This is a genomic window from Microbacterium sp. HM-570 (genome assembly GCF_054165885.1).
Map to the genome: position 1 here is coordinate 1073961 of NZ_CM135111.1, position 22117 is coordinate 1096077.

The 22117-nt window shown below is 64.6% G+C and carries 18 protein-coding genes, 1 tRNA gene and 1 pseudogene; 5 read left to right on the forward strand and 15 right to left on the reverse strand.

Annotated elements, in window-relative coordinates; translation table 11 throughout:
* Window positions 1–19: 19 nt before the first annotated feature.
* From ACT9TC_RS05015 to ACT9TC_RS05035, 5 genes and pseudogenes are all read right to left on the reverse strand, one after another.
* A complete protein-coding gene (locus ACT9TC_RS05015; RefSeq protein WP_458042316.1) occupies window positions 20–1003 on the reverse strand; it encodes a PD-(D/E)XK nuclease family protein in 984 nt (327 codons plus the stop codon).
* Window positions 1000–5625 carry a helicase-related protein gene (locus ACT9TC_RS05020; protein ID WP_458042869.1) on the reverse strand — a complete coding sequence of 1542 codons (4626 nt, stop codon included), beginning with the start codon at window positions 5623–5625 and terminating at the stop codon, window positions 1000–1002. The genes ACT9TC_RS05015 and ACT9TC_RS05020 overlap by 4 nt, the downstream gene beginning before the upstream one ends.
* A 207-nt stretch (window positions 5626–5832) precedes the next feature.
* A pseudogene (locus ACT9TC_RS05025) lies at window positions 5833–6423 on the reverse strand (DEAD/DEAH box helicase); the annotation flags it as partial.
* A gap of 15 nt (window positions 6424–6438) precedes the next feature.
* Window positions 6439–7374 carry a hypothetical protein gene (locus ACT9TC_RS05030; RefSeq protein WP_458042317.1) on the reverse strand — a complete coding sequence of 312 codons (936 nt, stop codon included), beginning with the start codon at window positions 7372–7374 and terminating at the stop codon, window positions 6439–6441.
* On the reverse strand, window positions 7367–9406 hold the full coding sequence (locus ACT9TC_RS05035) for a hypothetical protein (RefSeq protein ID WP_458042318.1): 2040 nt from the start codon (window positions 9404–9406) through the stop codon (window positions 7367–7369). The genes ACT9TC_RS05030 and ACT9TC_RS05035 overlap by 8 nt, the downstream gene beginning before the upstream one ends.
* Before the next feature lie 164 nt (window positions 9407–9570).
* On the opposite strand from ACT9TC_RS05035, the gene ACT9TC_RS05040 reads away from it, so the two are divergent.
* From ACT9TC_RS05040 to ACT9TC_RS05050, 3 genes are all read left to right on the forward strand, one after another.
* Window positions 9571–9783, forward strand: a complete 213-nt coding sequence (locus ACT9TC_RS05040; protein ID WP_458042870.1) for a hypothetical protein — start codon at window positions 9571–9573, stop codon at window positions 9781–9783.
* A 345-nt stretch (window positions 9784–10128) separates the two neighbouring features.
* The gene (locus ACT9TC_RS05045; RefSeq protein WP_458042319.1) at window positions 10129–11109 is read left to right on the forward strand and encodes a DNA cytosine methyltransferase; all 981 of its coding nucleotides are present in this window, start codon (window positions 10129–10131) and stop codon (window positions 11107–11109) included.
* Window positions 11110–11543: 434 nt separating this feature from the next.
* The gene (locus ACT9TC_RS05050; protein ID WP_458042320.1) at window positions 11544–11675 is read left to right on the forward strand and encodes a hypothetical protein; all 132 of its coding nucleotides are present in this window, start codon (window positions 11544–11546) and stop codon (window positions 11673–11675) included.
* Between the two features lie 20 nt (window positions 11676–11695).
* On the opposite strand, the gene ACT9TC_RS05055 is transcribed toward ACT9TC_RS05050, so the two are convergent.
* Window positions 11696–12894 (reverse strand): IS3 family transposase gene (locus tag ACT9TC_RS05055; RefSeq protein ID WP_458042321.1). Its coding sequence is split into 2 segments (ribosomal slippage): window positions 11696–12621 and window positions 12621–12894, totalling 1200 coding nucleotides; the frame shifts between segments, so codons are not numbered across the junction.
* On the opposite strand from ACT9TC_RS05055, the gene ACT9TC_RS05060 reads away from it, so the two are divergent.
* A complete protein-coding gene (locus ACT9TC_RS05060; protein WP_458042322.1) occupies window positions 12860–13951 on the forward strand; it encodes a tyrosine-type recombinase/integrase in 1092 nt (363 codons plus the stop codon). The two genes, ACT9TC_RS05055 and ACT9TC_RS05060, sit on opposite strands and share 35 nt — an antisense overlap.
* Before the next feature lie 211 nt (window positions 13952–14162).
* On the opposite strand, the gene ACT9TC_RS05065 is transcribed toward ACT9TC_RS05060, so the two are convergent.
* The 7 genes from ACT9TC_RS05065 to ACT9TC_RS05095 all read right to left on the reverse strand — a co-directional run bounded on the left by ACT9TC_RS05065 (window position 14163) and on the right by ACT9TC_RS05095 (window position 19799).
* Window positions 14163–14234 (reverse strand) — tRNA-Arg (locus tag ACT9TC_RS05065).
* Window positions 14235–14314: 80 nt separating this feature from the next.
* Complete coding sequence (locus tag ACT9TC_RS05070; protein ID WP_458042323.1) at window positions 14315–14764, reverse strand: hypothetical protein; 450 nt, start codon at window positions 14762–14764, stop codon at window positions 14315–14317.
* 5 nt (window positions 14765–14769) lie between these two features.
* The gene (locus ACT9TC_RS05075; RefSeq protein WP_458042324.1) at window positions 14770–15096 is read right to left on the reverse strand and encodes a hypothetical protein; all 327 of its coding nucleotides are present in this window, start codon (window positions 15094–15096) and stop codon (window positions 14770–14772) included.
* A 333-nt stretch (window positions 15097–15429) separates the two neighbouring features.
* The gene (locus ACT9TC_RS05080; protein WP_168914865.1) at window positions 15430–16641 is read right to left on the reverse strand and encodes an IS4 family transposase; all 1212 of its coding nucleotides are present in this window, start codon (window positions 16639–16641) and stop codon (window positions 15430–15432) included.
* A 278-nt stretch (window positions 16642–16919) separates the two neighbouring features.
* The gene (locus ACT9TC_RS05085; RefSeq protein ID WP_458042325.1) at window positions 16920–17417 is read right to left on the reverse strand and encodes an HNH endonuclease; all 498 of its coding nucleotides are present in this window, start codon (window positions 17415–17417) and stop codon (window positions 16920–16922) included.
* A 540-nt stretch (window positions 17418–17957) separates the two neighbouring features.
* Complete coding sequence (locus tag ACT9TC_RS05090) at window positions 17958–18701, reverse strand: M23 family metallopeptidase (protein WP_458042326.1); 744 nt, start codon at window positions 18699–18701, stop codon at window positions 17958–17960.
* Between the two features lie 396 nt (window positions 18702–19097).
* Window positions 19098–19799, reverse strand: a complete 702-nt coding sequence (locus ACT9TC_RS05095; protein ID WP_458042327.1) for a metal-dependent transcriptional regulator — start codon at window positions 19797–19799, stop codon at window positions 19098–19100.
* Between the two features lie 99 nt (window positions 19800–19898).
* Between ACT9TC_RS05095 and serC the strand changes: the two genes are divergently transcribed.
* On the forward strand, window positions 19899–21020 hold the full coding sequence (gene serC / locus ACT9TC_RS05100; RefSeq protein WP_458042328.1) for a phosphoserine transaminase: 1122 nt from the start codon (window positions 19899–19901) through the stop codon (window positions 21018–21020).
* On the opposite strand, the gene ACT9TC_RS05105 is transcribed toward serC, so the two are convergent.
* Both ACT9TC_RS05105 and ACT9TC_RS05110 read right to left on the reverse strand, forming a co-directional pair.
* Window positions 21017–21742, reverse strand: coding sequence for a DUF3027 domain-containing protein (locus tag ACT9TC_RS05105; protein WP_458042329.1), 726 nt, complete (start codon window positions 21740–21742; stop codon window positions 21017–21019). The genes serC and ACT9TC_RS05105 overlap by 4 nt on opposite strands.
* Window positions 21726–22109, reverse strand: coding sequence for a cold-shock protein (locus ACT9TC_RS05110; RefSeq protein ID WP_458042330.1), 384 nt, complete (start codon window positions 22107–22109; stop codon window positions 21726–21728). Before ACT9TC_RS05110 ends, ACT9TC_RS05105 begins: the two co-directional genes overlap by 17 nt.
* Window positions 22110–22117: the final 8 nt, after the last annotated feature.

Here is a 22117-nt window from a genome sequence, read left to right on the forward strand (position 1 = left end):
GAGCGAGGTCGCCCGCGCGTCAGTTCGACGTTGACATCTCGTGTCGGGCTACGAAGGTCCGCGTGGAGCGGGTTGCTCGCCAGTCTCGTTCGTCTCCGCGGCCCCCGCCCGCGACCTCTGTGACCCGCAGCAGTTGACCCAAGGTCAGCTCGTCGTCGTTGGCCACGATAAGTCCGGCTACCCACTGCAGTCCGCGTGAGGTCTCGATGAGTACAGCGGTCAAGCCCGCTCGCGACGTCTCCACTTTTGCGACACGACCTTCCACGCAATCGGGGTCCTTCCAGGCCGCTGCGGCTTCCCAGTGCGGCTCGCATCGGAGACGGCGCCTGCAGTACCTGCACCCAGACGGGTCAGGCACGGCAAGAAGCGGGACTGCGTCCCGCGCCGCGTCGACTTGGCCGAGTAGCGCGTCGATATCGTGCGGCGAGAACTCGACCGGGAGTGCGCCGTATCGCAGGCTGAAGACGACGAGCGAGACAGGAAGGTGTCCGTACTGCCGCCCGTATAGATGGGCGTAGAGGAGGAGCTGATTGCGGACGTCATTGCTGACTCCGGGTGTTCCGTCATCGCCCGTCTTGAGGTCCACTACAGCACCACCGGCATCGTTCACCACGATGTCCAGCTGCCCATACAGCCGACGCGCGTCGTCACACAGGAACACCTCAGATCGGGCGTGGCTACCGGAGGACTTCAGTAGACGGGCGAGCTCGGCACCGCGACGACGCAACCGTGACCTCGTCAGTACTGAATCCTTGAGGCGCCTCGGGTCGACACCCCATCTCGCAGCCTCGCTGTCCCAGGCCGATTGGAGTGCCGCACCAGGCGCGTCCTCGAGCCATCCGCCGCTCTCGAGCCACGCACCCATCGCTAGGTGGGCGAGCGTACCGGCGTTCCTCGGCGCGGAGGGTGTCGGCGCCATGGGCGCCGCGGTGAATGCTGCCGACGTCGGACAGCGCAGCAGGCGCCCGGCGGATGTCGCTGACAGCCACTGGGCAACGCTCACTGTCGTGACCGCTCGGCATCGGCCATGAGCCTCAGCACACGGCGGGGGTCACGATCGATGGTGAACGCGTCGACAAATACAACACCATCGCACTCGTGCACAGACTCGATGTCTGCGGCTGCGTCTGCGAGTCGCTCCGACATCACGTCTGAGTCGGAGCCCTCGAAGGAGTGCCGGAGAACCACGCCATACAACCCGTAGGGCGAGTCCAGAACCGCAGCAGCCACACCCGGGACGTCGATGACGTTCGCGCCGTATGCGGCCGCCCATCGCTCGATAGCAGCCGATTCCTCTGCGTGGTCAACATGCAGTTGCCCGTCGCGAAGCAGGCCGAACAGGTCGCGCGCGAGCCGCCAGTCGAGAAGGGCGTGGTACGCCATGTTCCCGTAGTCGCGCAGGCACCGATAGCACGACGAGTCGCACATCCGCGGATGGTCTTCCAGCTCGAGCTCGCTCAGGTAGGTCGCGACCGCCTCGAGAAACTCAGGTAGGAACTGCTCCGAACCCAAGTGCGTGCTGAATCCGGCACCGTTTTCGAGAGTGTCGGCGAGGAACGCTTGGACGGTCGGGACGCCCCCGGCTGTGACGCCGGAATAGATTCCCGCGCTGAGCTCGAGAGGAAGGATGTCCAGCTTCGCCGCCGCTACCGTGCGAAGCAGGAACGCAAGCGAGTACCACCCTGCCCTGCGGCCCTCTGTCACGTCGGCGGCATTGGAGGGCTGATGAATCCCGGAGAGGAGGTTGAGGCGGACGCCTTTATCGATGTCGGTCGGCTCCGTCGCTCCGATGAAGAGGAAGTCGGTGTGCTCGACTGCTCCGAGAGCAACATTAATGATCTCACCCGCGGCAAAGCTGGGGTGAATCAGCTCCTGTTGGATTGCCTGCACGGATACATAGCCACCCCAGTTGACGTTCCCCGGGGTGGCCTCCTGGAGCGCGAAAAGCTGTCCTCCGTTGTCGTTTATGGTGTACCGCTCGGCTGGACCGGACAGGACAAGAGCTCGCCCCGACGTTGACTCGGTGAGCTTGTCGGCGTCAGCCATCGCCCGCGCGGCCATCGCCCGCGGCGACCAGGAGAAGTTGCCGTCGAAGTCCTCTTCGCGGCCGCTGCGGAACCCGAGCGGTTCGCGCAGGGGGACCTCGGTAAAGTAGGCGGGACCGGCTCCGCATCGTGGGCAGGTGTCAGTCCCGTCATCGCCTCGCTCGTCGCCGAGGTAGGAGCAGGTTCGGCAGATGAAGAGGGCAGTCGAGTTAGCGAGCGGGTTGGCAACGGGCTCGGGCGGCCGAGCACCGGCTGGCTTGAAATCCGTGATGCCCACGACCGGATACACCTTGCCGTCGCGGACGATCTCGCTCAGCGGAGCGAACGCGCTGACAGCCATGCTCAGATCACGGTCGATGACCATCTTCGGCGGCCATGGGTTAGAGCGCCCGGGACGTTTGAGGTACAGATATCGCACCGATGTGGGAAACCCGAACATGGGGAGAAGACCTGCCTCAGCGAGGAGCTGGCTGAGGTCGTCATGCCTGTCACCGGCGACGGCTGCCGAGATATCAGCGACCAGCGACATGAGCACCGCATCCGCTCGGTCTTCCGCCGAGCTCTCGAACGAGGTGGCCGATGCCAGCGCCTTGGCGACTGAGACGACGCTCGCCCTGTTGATGAGAATCCAATCTTCAAGTCGCGCCCGGATAGTCGTGCCCCAGGCGGCAGTCAATCCGAACTCGCCGTGCACGTTCACCGACGGCTCGTCGTCTTCGCCCGCAAGGTAATCCTTGGATGCCAACCGGAGAATCTCGCTCCTGAGCGAACGGTCGAACAGCTCAGGTCGGTTCAACGTCAGGTAGGGCTTCGGAGTGGGCTCGTTCGTGATGCGCTCTGGCCGCTCGAAATAGTACTCGTCGTGGCTACGGCCTCGGCAGATGGTGAGCGCGATCGCGACGGGAGATCCTCGACGACCGGCGCGCCCGACTCGCTGCTGGTAGTTGAAGCGCGTCGGCGGCATATTGCCAAGGACTACCGCCGACAGCGAACCGATGTCGACGCCTGCCTCCATGGTGGTTGTTACAGAGAGAAGGTCCACAGCGTCAGTCTTGGGATTCTCGTCGCCGGCCAGGAATACCCCCTGGAAGCGGGCTTGCCTGTTTTGGGCGTCTATCCGGTCTGTTTGGCCGGTGAGTTCTGCGGTATTGAGCCTGAAACGACCGTCATCACTCATGGCCTTCCACGCGTAGTAGTCCTCTTCGTTATGGACCTCACTGGGTTCGGCCGGGAGCTTTCGTGCGCACTTCGTGCAGTAACCGTTCCCCGTCATCAGGTGTTGCCGGTGGCATGACTCGCAGACCCATGCACGACCATCGCTTAGGCGAATCGAGACCTTCGATGGGTCGATGAGGTACTTGACGACAGCCGTGCCTGCACGGTCCATCGCGTCCTGGCGCATCGAGTCAGGGTCGCCATGTGTGTCCTCCGAGACCTTCTTCCAGAACTCCCTCAACCGAGTCGTCGGAATATCGCGCACAGTGCGAATTCTGGCGAATCGGCGCTGGTCGGCAAGGATTCTCAGCGCTGCCCGCGCCTGCGCAGTCCCGTTGTCGCCAGGTTCGTCGGGGGGTGCGGTGTCGTCAGCCAGAGTGAGCCAACCGAGCCCCGTCGTCTCGAAGTCACGTCCGCCGCCTGCATAAAGCCCTTCGAGAATCTCGCTCTCCAAGGAGGCATTGATTCTCTGCAGTAGCGACTGCTCGTCGATGGAGAGGTTCCCTTGCGGTTGCACAGGACTCACATCCCAGTTGAAGAGAGAGGCCCATCCCTTGTCGTCCGTGCCGCGCAGACTGGCGTGAGGGCCGCCGGGATTCATGCCGAGCTTCAGAAGGTCGAGCGCAACGAGATTGGCGAGTTCGCTGAGCGTAATGCCCCGCGACAAGCCGGCGATGAGCACTGGCTCCACCGTCGTGTCTACATCGGGCGCCTTCTCCCAGATGTCCCTTAGCGCATTGAACGACGCGGCGTCGCGGGCACGGAGTCTGGCGATCGCCTGCCAGCTCTCGTCCGTCCTGACGCCGTCCGCCACATGCTTGCGCGCGAGCTGCACGTCGACGGCAGGGTCGCTGGTGCCCTGCAGGCGAAGGTACATCAGCTGACGAAGGAGGTCTTGGTAGTGGCGGAGACCCAGTCCCGCTGAGAGCTTCGCCGCATCCTGTCGGCTGTCGGTGAAGACGATGAGCTTCCGCTCGCGCTCGCTCAAGTCATTGGCGAGCTCGGTGGTAAGGACCTGATTGATTTTCTCGAAACCGGTGCGCATGCCCCGGATCGGCGACCGTTGGGTTCTGGGGTCCGACGCCGGGAGCTTTTGACTTCCTGCGTAGTCCTGCGCCCAGTCATCACCACAGGCCGGGCACGAGGTGGGGAACGGACTTACCGTCGCCATGTCACGCTTGAGTTCGCCAGCCCTGTCCCGGGCAACCCGGGCGTGGAAGCTCCAGCCGGTGTGCCCCTTCCCGATGTTCTTGAGCTCACCGGAGCCGGGAGTTAGCTGGCTCGCCCGGAAAGCGTACTTGACCGCGCCGTTGTCGCGTGTCCATTCAACTGCGTTGACCTGAGTGAGGCCCGTTTCCGGCCGCGGCCAGTACACGACGTAGTTGTCGGCGGTCCGCTGAAGGCTCACCTGGTCCGGGAGCTTCGCGAGTTCAGGAACGTCTGACAGGAGCATCGTCTTCACCATCTGCTCCTGCGGCTCCCCCTCCGGCGCGAACCCGCCGAGGAACGCGTCGCCGCAGTTCTGGCAGTAAAGGAGCTCGAGAACTCGCGCCCCGCATTCGCACCTCGTTGCAGGCTCCGCGTGGAGCTTGCCGATGCGTCGGTCAGGGTCAGGATTCGCCACCGCAGAGCAGTCAGGGTCAGTGCATGCCCACATCCCAGCAACGTTGCGGAAGAACAGGTGGGCACGGAGCTTCGGGTCCCGGTCGTCCGGTGCGGCAGCGAGTCCTTCGAGAACTCGAGCGACGGCAGTCTTGGCCACCGACGCGTTCGCCGCGGGGAAGATAGCAGCGGCTATGTCATCGACTTTCTTGGCCGCCCCGTTCTTCGCGTGGAGCGCAGTACGCAGAGACTCGACGACTCCTCCGTCCCGTGCCGCTGTCGCGGCCGCTTCAGCAGGTAGGGCCGCGAGAGCGGCGGGGTCCACATTCGATGCCGCTTCGGTCTTCGAAGGAATCTTGTTCGTGCCTTCAACGAACTCAAACGATCCTGGCGCGACGTCGAAGAACTGATGCAGATAGTCCTCATCACGCTTGGGGTCCAGCGAGGCAGACGCTGCGAGCACGCGGAACTGGTCGGGGCGCTCGTCAAGACCAAGGCGACGCTTGAGGTGGCGAAGGAGGTAAGCAACCTCACTACCGGCCGTACCGCGGTAGGTATGGAGCTCATCGACGACGAGTGTGAACCGGTTGGCTGGGTCCTCGAGCCACTCGCGCGTCGATTCGAAGAAGTGGCTATCGCGCTCTCGCATCAGCATGACGTTCAGCATCGAGTAGTTGGTGATGAGGATATCCGGCGGCGCGTCCGCCATGTCCCACCGGGAGCGCATCTCGGCACCGTCCAGCCGAGGCACGAAGTACCGCATGTCTTCATCCGAGTTCTGGGTCGCGAGCTCTCTGGCGCGCTCCCCACGCACGGCCGTCGCGCGGAGGTATGCGGCCAGTTCGTTCACTCTGAGTTGATTGGTGCGCTTGCCGGTAACCGGCGTCGCGCCGGTGTACCTGCCGAAGTAGAAGCGGTGCCCATTGCGGTGTTCGTCGAGCCAAGCGCGGACGGCGTCGCTGTCGAGCGCCTTGCGCAGCCGGATGAGCTGGTCGTCTACGAGCGCATTCATCGGGTAGAGCACTATGGCGCGGACTGCCGCTCGTCCAGCGTCGGCCTGCCGCTGGGTCGCGAAGCTCGCACCAGGGGTTTTCCACCAGCTCGGCCCACTGCTCGCCGTTCCCGTCCATTCGCGCGATTCATCAAGTAGCGACGAGATCAGCGGCAGCATGAAGGACTCGGTCTTACCGGAGCCTGTTCCTGCGGTGATGACCATGTTCTTGCCAGACGTGACACCAGCGGCCAGTGCGGCTTCCTGGTGACCATGTAGGGCCGGCACGCCCTTTAGCAGGCCCCGCGATGCGAACTCGGCCAGTTCGGGTGCCGCTCCGACTGCGATCACTGAATCCGTCAGCGACCTTCCGGTGCCTTCGTACTCCGGCCGCAGCTCGAGCAGAGGTTCGCGGAAGACACCGCCATCCCGGTCGAGGAGCGCCCGCCGCTCCGCCTGGAGGTTGGGGTCCGCCAGCCCGAACGGCGTGTCGTAATACTTGAAGTAGGCCTCTCGGAGGTGCTCAAACGTCTTGACGGCATCGAGATGACGCGGAGCGGGAGCGTTCATGTGGAGACAGACCTCTCAGTCGTTGACCAGCGGTTGGCCGAGCGATGTGCAGATGCGCGCCGCGACGTCGCGAGGCACGTTCTCGTAGATGGCGGTGGTCGCGACGTTTCCGAACTTCGGAGGAAGCCCAGTGCACAGAACAAGCGCACGGCCATGGAGGACCGGCAGCGGTGCGCCCCAATCGACGAAGACGGTACCGAGGTCGGCGCCGACCCGCCCCGTGTCTGATCGCCAGCGCAACGCGGACTTTCCTTCGCGAGCAAGCTCCGCGAAGCTCCCGCTGGACAGGTTGCATTCGAACCACTCGCCGTCGCGACGGGTCAAATATCGCGGCCTCCCATGGACCTGCTCGCTATATAGTCCGTCGGACGGATTTATGTCCGAAGCGCTGACAGGCTCCCACTTACGCGGATTGCTCTCTACGAGGCGCGTGAGCTCCGACCTATAGGCGGGCGGCCCGGTAATGACGTGCGGCTTCGTCTCCGTGAGAGCCCCGGCGATACGGACCGAGGCCAGCCCCGCGAGCGCAACTCCAGCTTCCGCTGCGCCTTCGGTCAGCTCAGCCTCAGTCCTGAACGTGACGTAGTAGGTGATGGGAAGCGGCATCTCGTCTTCGGATGCCTCCCGGCGCGCTGGCGCGAGTCCACCCCAGAACTCATCGAGCGGCCGAGTCGTCCGTAGGCGTCGCGCGCCCGCGAGGACGGCGAGTCCATCCGCACCCGGCAGGCGGACAAGCGCGGTCGGCGCCATATACCAATGCCCGTTGTCCCAGTCCACTTCGCAGTGGCCGAGAGACGACATGTCACGGAGCCAGCGCCCGCTCGCCCACGGCGGCAGACTTAGGTCAACCGTCCTGCTAATCCAGTCGACCCGGTTGCGGAGGTCAGCGATTGTGCCAGAGCCGACCTCACTCATCCACCGCAGCAGGATGTCTCCGACCGACTCATTCATGGGCCAGTCCCAGCTGCAGCGTCCAGTAGGCATTTCCGGTCGCGTCGGCGGTCCGCGCCCATGTGCCAAGCACATCAAAGGACGCTCTTACCTCGCGGGGCGTCCCAGGCGTCAGTCGCGCAAGATGCCAAACTTCGCCTGCTCGCTGAGCAATCCACTGCGCGGATGGGCGCAGGGGGACCTCGAAGAATGCCGGCGCATAAGGGAACCCAGCCTCACCAGCAAACGTCGGCGACCCCGGCTGAATGCAGCGATGCGCACGCCCTCCATCTACGAGCAGCCAGGTCTCCTCGCGGTCGCGTCGGCAAAGGACGACTGGCGCATCGGTGACGGTGTCGACGATGCCACCGCAGATACGGATGCTCGCGGAGTCCACGGTAAAGATGCCGTCCGCCGACCAACCCGCTGCGCCGGTCCCCCGCGGTTCCGCGGCGAGCGCGGACTCCGCCCGCAGGGTGAATCGCAGCCTCTGGCCGTCAGCCACGACGTCTACGTTGCCCTCCGGATTGGGGAACCGGCGAAGCGGGAAGGGGAATCCGTTCGCCATGATGAGTTCCTCGACGCCATTGAGACTCAGAACGGCCAGGTCGGGCTCTTCCGGAGTGGGCATCAACACGTCCGGTTCACCGCCGAGAAGATAGTGGTTCGGGGCGAGGTCACGGTCGATGGGCAGGCCGCGAACGAAGCGCGCACGCGGAACGAGGGTCGGCGCGACGCCGAGTAGACGGAGGTCGGGCTCCTCGCTCAGCGCGGCCTGCAGCGCTTTATCGTCCGTGAACCGCACACCCTCGAAGAGGGTGAACCCGGGGAGGAGCGGGTTGGCGCTCTGCCGTCGCACCGTCCAGTCGTCACCACCGGCACGTTTGAGGACTCGCGATACTGCGGATGACTCAGCGGCAGAGGCGGCGATCACGTGGGTCTCGAAGGGTGTGATGCCAGCGGTCGAGGACCACGCGCCCGTCTGCGCGTCGCGGAGGAAAATGAGAATGTCCGTCCTCGGGAACTCTGCTGCGAACTGCGAGCCTCGCAGCCGGAACCCCTGGCGTATGAGCTCCGGCGTGACGGCGGGCGCATGCTCGGCGATGTAGTACCGGTACGGCGGCTCCTGTGACAGGGAGACCTGCGCATCGGTGCCAGTCAGCCCATCGAGCAGGATGGGCGAGTCGACTTCGTCCTGAACCGGGAAGAGCCAATCCGTGGTCCACTCTTCGAGGTCGATGCCCAGGCGGATTGCAATCCGACGTCGACCATCTCGGGTGATGGCATGACCGTCCCAGGCCGCACCGAAGGCGAGCACTACGGCGGCAATCAGACCGCGTCTTTGGTCGTCCTTGAGCGCGGCCAGGAATGTCTCCCCAAGCCGGTTCTGGCGACGTGACGTCCAGACGTCAAGCGCGCTGAGCATGGTCCTTTCATCCGGCAGACTGTCCGGCTCGAGGACCATCGCGGTGAAGAGGCGGGTGAGCTCGGCACGGTCGTTTCGCGTAAGAAGGGCCTGCGACTGCGGGTACCCGATCCGTGTGAGCCGCTCGTGGGTCCGGATAGTCGACGCCCCGACCCGTCCACCCTGGTCGGTAACCCACTCATCCAGCGAAACCCACATGGAAACGACGTCCTGAAACGCGCGTCGCACCTCTTCTCGCATTGCGATGACTTGGTCCGGTCCAGCCTCAGGGTCGAGCGACTGCGCCAGACGAAGGTAGTAGTTCGTGGACAGGCCCTTCTCATCTGAGCGCATGCGGGAGGCCGCAAGCACCGTGAGCGCCAGGACCGGAAGAACGGGTGGAGGCGTCGCCCGGTCTCCCTGCTGCCACAACCGCCGTTCTCGCTCCACTCGGCCGAAGTACGCGCCATGAGTGAGCGAGCTCGAGTCCCGAACGGCGAGCGCAAGATCGGGCGCGGGATTTTCAAGGTCAGGCGCAATCCGCCGCAGTTCGGCGTCGTCGACGAAGAAGACGAACGCTCCGCTCTGCTCGAACAGGAACTTTTCGGACAGGGTGTTCTGCCACCACAGGTAACGGTCATCCGCCATTGGTCCCATCGCAAACCCTCCCCCAAGACACACCATACATACGCCGCCCGCATTCAATCCTTCTCCCCGCATGCGTCCGCGACGGCGGCGTGGGGGGATACAGGGCCTGTGTGGGAGAGACTCCGGACGATGCGAAGCCATCGGTCTGCGCGCGCCGCAAGAATATGCAGGCCAATCGTCGTCGTGACACACGTCCCGAACTCGCGCTGAGGTCGCCGCTGCACGCCGCAGGTCACCGCTACCGGATGGACCACCGCATCGACTTTCCCGGCGCCCGCGTGCGCCCGACATTGTCTTCACGCGGCGGAGGCTCGCAGTGTTTGTCGACGGCTGTTTCTTGCATTCCTGTCCTGAGCACGGCGCGGAGTCCAAGATGAACTCCTCGTACTGGAGCCCAAAGTTGCAGGGCAACAGAGAGCGGGATGCACGCAACAACGCTGCGCTCCGCGACCAGGGGTGGGCCGTGCTCCGCATCTGGGAGCACACCCCGCCGCGAGAGGTGTTCGCACAAGTCGAAGCGGCGTTAAGGCAGGTGTCTTGATTTCGTGGGCCCCTCCTGCTTGCCTCCCAATTCCAGGGCTCCGCGGTCGATGGGTCGCGCCCACGCTTCGGTGCAACGCGGGCCACATCGAAGGAGTCCTGGCGAGCCAGGAATGTCGGTGGCTTGCAGCATCGTAGAGTGAACCGCGCGGGCATCCGCAGGGATATGCCGAGGAGAACTTGTGAGCGAGACGAACCTGAGTGTTCTAGAGATCTGCGCTGGCGCAGGCGGGCAGTCCTTCGGTCTCGAACAGGGCGGCTTCGAGCATGAGCTGGCCGTTGAAATCGACAAAGACGCTGCTGCGACGCTAAGACTCAACCGGCCGCAATGGGATGTGAAAGAGGACGACGTCAGAAACGTTGATGGCAACAAATACCGCGGCATCGACCTTCTCGCTGGCGGAGTACCTTGCCCGCCGTTTAGCGTGGCAGGCAAGCAGCTAGGGGCCGACGACGAACGCGACCTGTTCCCGGAAGCACTACGGCTGGTGCGGGAAGCAAAGCCGTCCGCCGTGATGCTCGAGAACGTGAAAGGGCTCGCCTCAGCACGCTTCGCCGCGTACCGCGAGTCCGTCATCGGAGAGCTAAATAAGCTTGGCTACACGGCAGATTGGCAACTTCTCTACAGCTCAGAGTTCGGGGTTCCGCAGCTACGTCCGCGATTCATTCTGGTTGCAATCAAGGGACGCAGGGCAGACCGATTCGAATGGCCCGGTGCGGTTGGAACCCCGGTCACCGTGGGTGAAACCCTTCGCGACCTCATGGCGGAAGGCGGCTGGGCTGGCGCCGCAGCATGGGCACGCAAGGCGAACGGGATCGCACCAACCGTGGTCGGTGGCTCCAAGAAGCATGGCGGCGCAGACCTCGGACCTACGCGAGCGAAGGCCGCTTGGCTCACGCTGGGCGTGGACGGCAAGGGCATCGCTGATGCACCACCCGCCGCTGACGCGCCGTTGCACTACACGCCACGCCTCACCAATCAGATGGTTGCTCGCATTCAGGGATTCGACCCCAGCTGGGAGTTCGCGGGCCGAAAGACCTCCGTCTACCGCCAAATTGGCAACGCGTTCCCGCCGCCCGTGGCGGCAGGTGTAGGCAGTGCAATCAAGCGAGCACTCGGCGCAAGTGCGTCGGCTCGTGGCAGTCTGCGTGAAGTCGCCTAACGCCTCATCCCACGCATTCTCGCCACGTGTCGTTCCTAGCGTTCAACGCATGACGAAAGTCATTACGTTCGCGTTCTCTGGAGACGCTTGCTTCGCGAATCCGCTCACTCGTCACGGTGCGACCGTGTCGCAAACTTGCCTTCACTCCGACAATCAGCCACCCAAGCGATCGGGCGCGGCGCAGTGCTCGGCGGCGAGCGGCTGCTAAGCGGAGCGCGCCAGCGCGGAGTCTGCAAGGAGTGAGCGGCGAGAACGGAGCCGCGACCGATCGCTACACTCTCCGCGTCGGAGGGAGGAGCCCCCCATCCGAACGCCAGTGGACGACGTCTTCCGACATCTATCCACATCTGTCGCCGGCAACGTTGACGGGATCCGACCCGTGTCCGACACTAGGCCGATACTGACCATCGAGGCAGCACCGAGCGGAGTTCGAGATGGGCACCATCACCCCGTACGAGACGGTAAATGGGCGCCGCTACCGCGTGCGCTACCGAAAGCCGGATCACACCGAGACACAGAAGCGCGGCTTCACGACGATGCGCGAAGCGAAGCTGTACTGGCCTTGACCCCGGAGAGTGGACACGGGTTAAGCGGCGAGTTGGATCTGTGCGGCCTGTGATGAGTATTGCATTTCGAACTCCACTGGGGTGACCTGCCCTATCGCGGAGTGCCGGCGGCGGCGGTTGTAGCGGTCCTCGATCCACTCTGCGACGCCTTGGATCGCGCGGGCTCGGGTGGGCCAGACACGGCGGTAGTAGAACTCGGTTTTCAGGGTCGCGAAGAAGCTCTCGGCCATGGCGTTGTCCCAGCAGATGCCGGTGTATCCCATCGACCGGGTGATGCCGTTCTTCGCCGCGAACAGGGTGATCTGTTCGGACGCGTATTGGGTGCCGCGATCCGAGTGGAAGATCACCGTCGCTGGGCGGTCCCCGCGCAGTGCCAAGGCCATCCTGAGGGCGTCTTCGATCAGGTCTGTGCGCATGTGGTCAGCGATGGCCCAGCCGATCACGCGGCGGCTGTGAGCGTCGATGACGGTCGCTAAATACACCCACCCCTCCCAGGTCCTCAGGTAGGTGATATCGCCCACCCAGACCTGGTTCAGAGCCCCGGTATCCCACTTCCGTTTCACCGCGTCGACGGGGTAGGCGTCAGCGCGGTCGATGATCGTGGTTGTCTTCCACTTCTTCGGACAGATACCCACCAATCCCAGGCGCCGCATGGTCGCAGCAACGGTTTTGCGGGAGATGATCTCCCCGTCCGCGCGCAGGTCGGCAAGGATCCTGGGGGTCCCATAGGTTTCGTCGGAATCGCCGTAGAAGAACGTGACTTTCTGCTCAATGTGCACCCGCCGAAGCGACGCACGCGACGGGACCCGTCCGGCCCAGGCGTAGTAACCGGACCGGGACACCTCGAGGAGACGGACCATACGGGTGATAGTGAAGTTGGTCTTCTCCGCCAGCATCAGTTCGAACGCTTGCCGTTCGTATCCGACGCTTCCTGGGCGAAGAAGATGGACGCTTTTTTTAGAAACGCCCGATCCAGTTTCAGATCCGCGTTCTCCTTGCGCAGCCGCATCAACTCAGCCCGCTCAGACTCCGTCACCTCGGCCTGCCCGGTCTCGCTACGCGCCTTGAACGCGCCCACCCACCGGCCCAGCGTGGCCTCGTTGATCCCGAGCTCGCGAGCCACGGTCGCGACCGCTCTACCAGTCGTTAAAACCAGCTTCACAGCCTCGTCTTTGTACTCAGGAGTGAACTCCCGACGTGATCTTGCCATAGCGAACATTCTCTCTTGTGAGGTGTCCACTCCCCGGGGTCAAGGCCAGTACCTCTCTATGGTGACGGTGTCGAAGTCGAAGGGCGACTACATCGACCCGTCCTCGTCGCGGGTTCCGGTCCGGATGTTCGCGGAGAGCTGGCTGCGATCTAAGCACCCGCCGATGTCGAAGCCCTCGTACTACGTGACGCTCGAGCAGGCGTGGAAGAACCACGTCGCTCCGGTCTGGGCTCATAGGGAGATCTCCTCGATCCGCCGCTCTGAAGTCCAGGATTGGGTGTCAGAACTCGCGACTCACAAGTCGCGCACCGTCGTTCTTCGCGCCTTGGGAGTCCTCGCGGGCATTCTCGATGTGGCGATCGACGATCGTCGCCTGACGAACAACCCGGCCCGCCACATCCGCAATCTCCCTCGCAACGGCCCGGGCAAACGCCGCGTCTACCTCTCACACGACCAGGTGGCGACGCTGGCGGCGTGCTCGGCGCATCCGACCATGGTCCTGACGCTGGCGTACACCGGCCTGCGCTGGGGAGAGGCGACTGGCCTGCGGGTACGCAGCGTCAATCGACTGCGTCGACGCTTCGTCATCGAGGAGAACGCCGTGATGATCGCTTATGAGATCCATGTCGGCACGCCCAAGACACACGAGAAGCGCTCGGTCCCCTACCCTCAGCGGCTCGCTCCGATGATCGAGGAGGCCTGCGCGGGCAAGGGGCCGGAAGGATTGCTCTTCGGCGACGGCGTCAATCACATGCGCAACTCCGGCGCGCAGGGATGGTTCGCGAACGCGGTGAAGCGCGCCCAGGCGGTCGATCCGTCGATCCCGCGAGTCACTCCGCACGACCTCCGCCACACCGCCGCGTCGCTCGCGATCAGCTCTGGCGCCAACGTGAAGGCCGTGCAGCGGATGTTGGGACACGCGTCTGCGGCGATGACACTGGACACCTACGCCGACCTGTTCGACGACGATCTGGATGCGGTCGCGCAACGACTGAACGACGCTATGCCGCTGGTGGCGCTGCCGTCGGGTCCGCAGACCCGCTATGCCCGGCCGCAGCGCCCATAGAGCAGATTGCTCAGTTTTTCGCCAGGCCTCAAACCGCTGGAAGTGCTCGATTTCGGCACTCTACGACGTCGAACGAAGCCACTTGAAGGTCCTTGAATGAGGCTCGATCGGGGCTCATAGCTTTCTCAAATGCGGCCAAAAAGCGGCCAAAAGTAGCTCCTGAGCGGTCTGACCACAGAAGAAATTCCTGATCAGAGCCAAAAATAGACTGTGCCCCTGGAGGGACTCGAACCCCCAACCCTTTCCTTAGGACGGAACTGCTCTTCCATTGAGCTACAGAGGCCAGGGCTTGAGTCTACCGAGAGCATGCGATGGGGGCGGGAGCCCCTTCCACAAGCTCAGGGACCGGGCGGAAGGCAGCCATCATTCGGCCAAGTCGACTCCCCTCGACTGAATCGCCGCGAGCAGTTCCGTTGCCGTTCGCTCAGCGAGACTCGCATCGGCCACCCCAATCGGACGCGCTCCGTAGTGACTCTGATTCCGCGTCCTGCGCAAGCGGTCGCAGCGCTTGGCCGCCTCGTTGCCCGGCGGCGAATCGAGGACAGCTTCGAGAAATCTGCCGAGCGCCTCGTGCTGACCGGATCCGTTCGTGGTGCGGTATCCATACGCCGCGAGAAGCGCTTCACCGACGTCATGTGCCGCGTCATACACCAAGTCGTACTTGACCCGCGTGCTCGAGAGGAGCGGAAGCTGACTGATTCGATCCTCGGCGGCGGCAAGGAAAGCTGCCACCCGTCTCGCATCTATCGGAACAGCTTCGACACGTCGAGCGGCGACAAGCGCGGCGATCGCCGCCAACTGTGCGTCGGTCAACGGAGTCACTCCCATGGCAGCTCACCGACAAGAGGGACCACCGGACCACTGCGCACCGCTGACAGGAAGCCGGATGCTTCACTCATTTCGTCCGGGGTGAGGATCGTTGCGTTCACGGGTCGATGAACGGCCCGCTCAACGCGACTGCACGCTTCATAAACCAGGCCCGCGTCAGGCATGCCAACGACCATGACGTCGACGTCGTGTGGCGATGTGCCCTCGACGCCACGCATCCGGGCCGCGAAAGATCCATACAAGAACGCCGACTCGATCCCGTCGATACGCTCGAACTCCTGAGAGAGCAGCACGGCCGGGCCCGCTGCAATCGTCACGACCTCGCGCAGCGGGGGGACGAGGGGACTGTCAGGGTTGGACGCGATCAGGCGGGTCCTGCCGACCGCACGTTCGATGACGATTCCGGCATCGAGGAGACGCGCAATCTCGCGGTGCGCTGTGGGATAAGCAACAATACCGTTCAGTTAAGGGTTTGAACGTGAACTCGGGGACTGTTCGCGGGTTGTGGCCAACGACTGTGGTGGTCGCGTTTGGCAAGCCATTTGGAGATCTTGCGTTTGATCACGCGGGGGTTTGAGCGCTGTCGGCGCGCAGGGTTCAGGCGTTTGAGAAGGCTGAGGATGGCGTGACGCCATGCGGCGACGGCAGTGTCAGGGCGCTGAGGGGGAAAAAGAGCCCGAGGCGACTGAGCGGCGGGCTATGCGTAGCGCTGCGACGAACGAGACCCGGTCGGGGTCCCGTCCGGCGTGGGCGGCGGCGTCGACCATGAGGGTGCGGATGGCGTAGTGGCAGCACAGGTGCCCCCAGATTTCTTGTTGGACCAAATCGGGAGACTTGGAGCGCAGCACGCCCCTGGGGCCACGCTGATGTGTCTTCAACTCGTCAAAGGTGGACTCGATCTCCCACCGCTCGGAATAGGCCGCAGCGAGGTCTTCGGCGGTCACCTCGGCTGGATCCAGGATCGTGGTGAGCAGCCGATACGACTCGGGGTTCTCCCTCCCGTCCTCGATCGTGTAGTCGATGACCCGCACCTTCAGCGGCGGTGTCGACTTCCGGTCGGTGCCGGAGGTGGGGATGATCTCCGCCAACCATGACCCGTCGGGTAGAGCTTCCCGAAACCGCGGGCGCAGGTTCGTCTTGACCCGCCAGAGCAAGTCTGCACCCGTGGCCGCGGCTTGCTGCCAGAGTGTGAACCCGTAGAAGCCTCGGTCGGCGAGCACCAGCATTCCAGGCTCCAGCCTGTCGAGCAGTTCCCGAGACAACGCGATCTCCGAAGTGGTGCATGGGCCGATTTCAGCGTCGAGGATGGCATGGGTGCCGCACTCGGCCAACGCCACCAGCCGGGCCTGCGGAAACGCGGCATGCTCACCCCGACTCGACGCGGGGCGGCCGAAGAAGTCGACATTCGCCGGCGTGTCAGCCAGATCCAAGACCGTGCCATCGATCGCGACCAGTCTTCGTCCGGCCAACCACGAACCCGGTGTCGCCGGCCTGGCCAGCGGGCGCGCCACCCGGGTGAACAGGTCACGCACGGGTTCGAATCCGAGCCGGGAGCGGGCTTGGAAGATCGCCGACTTCGACGGCGGCGACCATGACTCGGCCCAGCCCGAGGACCATGCCAGCCCATCCGTCAGCTGGGCGAACACATCCTCGTAGGAACCCTCCGAGTGCAACGCCATCCCGATCGAGAAATACGCCATCACCCGCGCCGGCAACGACCGATTCCGTTGCTCGGTACGCCCGGCATCAGCAATCACCTGATCAACAACCTCCGCAGGAAACACCCGTGTCAGCAAACCCACCGACACCAAATCCGACAACCGGCGGTCAGAAACCGGCTTCACCCAACCAGAACGAGGCATACCCCAAAACTACCGCACGAACCCTTAACTGAACGGTATTGGGATAAGCAACGTCAGCACGAGCAGCGAGTTCGACAATGCTGAGCTCACCTGTTGCGAGGAGCAGCGCAGAAAGCAGGCGCGCTTGGCCATCCGATCGAAAGATCGGAGCCAAGAGCGGCGCCTCTGTTCTCATTTAATGGACTTTAATACCCATTAAAGCGATAGTCAATAGGGCGCGGCCCGGCGAAGCTCCGCCCGGGCGGGACCCTTCGACAGGCTCAGGGACCGGGCGCGGGTCAGGCCGCGAGCTCGAGGTAGGGCTCCCACCGCGGATCGGCGCGCTCGGTGCCGCGCACCGTCCACTGCGTGCCGTGCGGCGGGCGTGGCACGCAGCGCAGGTCCCAGTGCATCTCGGCAGGCGTGCGGTCGCCCTTGATGTTGTTGCAGCGCAGGCAGCACGCCACGAGGTTCTCCCACGAGTCCGCTCCCCCGCGCGAGCGCGGCAGCACGTGATCGATCGTCGTCGCACCCTTGCCGCAGTACGCACAGCGATTGCCGTCGCGTCGCAGCACACCACGTCGCGTCACCGGAACCCGTCGCGACTGCGGCACTCGCACGTAACGCGTGAGCAGAATCACGGCCGGCCGGTCGATCGCGCCGCGAGCACCCCACACGGGATCACCCTCCACGCGCTCGATAACTGTGGCCTTCGCATTCATCACGAGCACCAGAGCTCGCTTGAACGACACAACAGCCAGTGGTTCGTATCCTGCGTTCAGCACCAGAGTGCGCATCGGGTGTCCTCTCGAATAGCCCGTGACGGCTTCAGCGGTATTCGATACAGCGACGCCCGCAGGCGCGACAGGCTGCGAGGACGAAAAAAGGCGCTGCCCCTAGGGGCAGCGCCTTGCGGCCACGGTCATGCCGTGGCATCCGTCCACACGATGACGAAGGACGTAACGACCGTGCGCATTCCGGGTTCGGATGCGAGGCGTGATATCCATCGACATTTCCCATCGCTCGAGCAAGCGTTCGGGGTCAGATTACCCCACGATTCGGAGTGCGAGATTCACGGATGCCGAAGGTTCTACCGTGTCGTGAACTCAGGTGCCGTACGGACCGAGCCACGGCATCGGGTCGACCTTGGCACTGTTCACGAACACCTCGAAGGCGTACACGGGCGCCAGCGTCTCGTCACCGACATCCGAGGCGACGACGAGCGTCTGCGCGCCATCGGCGGCACGTTGCTGCAGTGTCTTCGGTTCGGCCCCGGCGGGCCGTCACGCCGCATAGGCAGGGATCGCTACGGCTGCACAGGCATGACAAAGAGTGAATCAACCCGCGTTCGCGGCGAGCCAGCCTTCAGCGTCGACGCGTGTGCCATCCACATGGACCATGAGGTGCAGGTGTGTTCCGAAGGCAAGGCCGGTGTCGCTGACCTGCCCGATCATCTGACCCGCGCTGACGGTTGCCCCCACACCGACTGTCCGACTGCCCGGCAGCATATGCGCGTAGACGGATTGCACGGTGCGACCGTTGATGTTGTGCATGACCGTGATCGTCACACCGAGCGCGCCACTGCTGTCGGCGGATGCGGTGACCACACCGTCGGCGACGGAGTAGACCGGCGTTCCGCGCTCGACCATGTAGTCGGTGCCGCGGTGGCCCGCGTAGGGCGCTCCGAAGTTGTTGAAGTACGGCAGCGGGCGCCGCACGATGCCCGATCCCGGCGAGACCAGCGGCACGCCGGCGGGAACCGCGTACGATCCCGAGCCCGACGAAGCCGAGCGAGCGGCGGCGATTGCCTTGGCGCGCGCAACAGCGGCCTCTTCGGCCTTCTTCTTGGCGATCTCGTCTGGTGTGGTCGCCGAGTAGGAGCCTCGGGCCAAGGTCGAGTCCGTGACATCCGATGCCACGACGAGTGTCTGTGCACCGTCAGCCGCGAGCTGCTGGAGCGTCGTTGCTTCAGCCTCGGGCTGCCAGGCAGCGTATGCGGGAATGGCGACGGTGGCGACAAGGCCGGTGACAACGGCAAGAGTCAGGATGCTGCGCACCGGACCGCGGCGGCCCGTGTGCACGGTTGTGGCGCGCTCTTCCCGCGCTGCGCGACGCTCAAGTTTGGTCGCTCGACGCGTTGCTCGACGAAGGCGGGGTGGCTTCTGTGTCTCGCTCCGAGCCGACCGTCCCCAACGGTCCTGGCTCGCTACCTGCGCTTCGGGGGCGCTCTCTGGCGAGTCGTTCGCTTCAGCCAAACGTTTCCTCCTGCCCCGGCACCCGCATAAACAGGTGTTGGCTCGTCGTCACGATGCTGGTGGTTCAGCCGACCGAATGGACGAGCCTAGAGGGGCGTTCGGGCCGGGAGTTCCATCGCCTGGCTTATCGGCGGTGGATTTTTTTAGGTTACCGGATGGTAACGGTTCTGTCACTTCGACGGGCGGCGACTGTGGACGAATCGGCGCACGCCGGCATCCGATTCAGACCGAAGCGTCGACCAAGAAGATGTGCGCGGCAACCTCGACGGGAAGCTCGAGACCCTCGTCCGATCCGTCCATCTCGACCAGAACGTAACCCTCGTTGTAGCGGTAGCGCCCCCTCGCTCCCGGCATAACACCGGCGCTGCGCAGCTGCTCGAGCAGTTCGGGGTCGACCTGCGCGGGCTCGGCGAGACGACGCACGGTGCCTTCGACGGGGCCGCCGACCTCATTGAGGTGCCGGACGAGACCGACAACTCCCTGTGAAAACACCGCCGCGGGCACATCGCCCAGCTGATCGAGGCCGGGAATCGGGTTTCCGTACGGCGATTCGGTGGGATGTCCGAGCAACTCGACGAGCCTGCGCTCGACTTGCTCGCTCATCACGTGCTCCCAGCGGCAGGCCTCTTCGTGGACATACGCCCAGTCCAGACCGATGACATCCGAGAGGAGTCGCTCCGCCAGGCGGTGCTTGCGCATCACGTCGACGGCCTTCTGCCGACCCGCGCTCGTAAGTTCGAGACGACGATCTTCCGACACGACGACGAGGCCGTCGCGCTCCATCCGTCCGACGGTCTGCGAGACGGTCGGCCCCGAGTGCCCGAGGCGTTCCGAAATGCGCGCGCGCAGAGGAATGATGTTCTCTTCCTCGAGCTCCAGAATGGTGCGCAGGTACATCTCTGTCGTATCGATCAGATCGGTCATGGCAGCTAGTTCCTCGCGTCCGGGTTGCGAAGGTAAGCCTAACCCAGTGGACCGTCACACGGCCGGGGTCACCCCGCGCCCGACCCTAGAATCGAGGGCATGTCCCACGTGTCTCTCCCGAGCAAACTCCTGCCCACCGACGGACGCTTCGGGTGCGGCCCCTCGAAGGTTCGCCCCGCCCAACTGGCGGCCCTCGCGACCGCCGGAGCGGAGCTGCTCGGAACGTCGCACCGCCAGGCCCCCGTCAAAAACCTCGTCGGCGACGTGCGCGCCCTGCTCGCCGAGCTGTTCCACGCGCCCGAGGGCTACGAGGTGTTGCTCGCGAACGGCGGTTCGACGAGCTTCTGGGACGCCGCAGCCTTCGGCCTCATCGAGCGTCGCGCCCAGAACCTCGTCTTCGGTGAGTTCGGTGGCAAGTTCGCCGCCGCTGCCAAGGCCCCCTGGCTCGAGGCCCCGGATGTGCGTAAAGCACCCGCCGGGCAGCGCACGACCGCAGAGGTCGTAGCGGGCGTAGATGTGTACGCCTGGCCGCACAACGAGACGTCGACGGGCGTGCTCGCCCCCGTCACGCGCGTCCACGGCGACGACGGAGCCCTGACCGTCATCGATGCGACCAGCGCCGCTGGTGGCGTTGATGTAGACATCGCCGAGACCGACGTCTACTACTTCGCGCCCCAGAAGAACCTCGGGTCCGACGGCGGGCTCTGGCTGGCTCTGGCGTCGCCCGCCGCGATCGAGCGAATCGAACGCATCGGCAAGTCCGACCGGTACATCCCCGAGTCGCTGAGCCTGGCAGGCGCGGTCAGCAACTCGCGCCTGAACCAGACGCTCAACACCCCCGCGCTGGCCACGCTGTTCCTGCTGCGCGATCAGCTGTCCTGGATCGTCGATAACGGCGGACTGTCGTGGGCATCGGCTCGCACGCACGAGTCGTCGTCGGCGTTGTACGAGTGGGCCGAAGCATCCGCTGTCGCCACACCGTTCGTCGCCGACCCGGCCGACCGTTCGCAGGTCGTCGTGACGATCGACTTCGACGAGAGTGTGGATGCCGCGGCCCTTGCGGCATCGTTGCGCTCCAACGGCATCGTTGACACCGAGCCCTACCGCAAGCTCGGACGCAACCAGCTGCGCATCGCGACATTCGTCTCGATCGAGCCCGACGACGTGCGCCAGCTCATCGGCGCGATCGAGTACACGCTCGAGCGAATGCCTCGGGCCTAATAGCTCCGGTCGACGCGCGGGTCCTTGTAGTCGAGCTCGTCGCCCTCATCCGAGTCATCGTCGTCGTAGTCATCGTCGTCGTAGACATCGTCGTCCGAGTCGTCGTCGTCCGAGTCGTCGTCGTCATCGGAATCGGCGTCGTCGGAGAAGTTGTCGATGTCAACACCGTCGACGTCGCCTGAGTGCAGGATCGGCGATCCGTCCTCGTCGAAATCGGCCGCGTCGAGATCGTCGATGTCGTCTTCGTCCGAATCCGCGTCGTCCGAATCGTCACCCTCGTCGGACGCCTCGGCGGCGAGCGCCTCCTGGTCGAGCTCGGCCTGGTGAGCGTGGTACTCGGCGAGCCGCTCGGCCCAGGGCGTCCACTCGGGAGCGAGCAGCGCGCCGTCACCGGGCATCAGTTCCGCCTCGAGCACGGTCGGGGCGGAACCCTCGACGCGCGCGAGCGTGACTGTCCAGAACCATCCGGGGTACCCGGCCATCCGATTCGCGAATCGCAGCGATAGCGCACCCTCGGGCTCTTCGCGATAACCGGCGGGCTCACCGATCGTCTTCTCATCGGTGATCTCGCGCAGCGCGGCGAGCGCCAAGTCGCGCGCATCGAGCAACTCGGGATCCGGCACCGACGACTCCGGCGCCGTGGAATCCAGCGCCGTGGAATCCAGCGCCGAAGAATCTGGCGCCGTGGACTCCGGCAGCTCGGACTCAGGCGTCGAGTTCATCGGCGACCTTACGCAGGACCGCGGCGATCTTCTTGCTGTGGGAGCTGCTCGGGTAGCGGCCGCGACGCAGATCCCCACCCATGCCGTCGAGCAGCTTGACGAGGTCTTCGATGATGATCGCCATGTCGTCGGCCGGCTTGCGCTGCGCCTTCGACAGGCTCGGCGGCGCTTCGAGCACGCGCACCGAAAGCGCCTGCAGCCCACGCTTGCCGTCTGCGACGCCGAACTCCAGGCGCGTACCGGGCTTCGGAGCGGGCGCTCCCGCGGGCAGTGCGGTGGCGTGCAGGAAGACGTCTTCGCCGTCATCGGTGGAGATGAAGCCGAAGCCCTTCTCTTCGTCGAAGAACCTGACCTTGCCGGTGGGCATCGTGAACT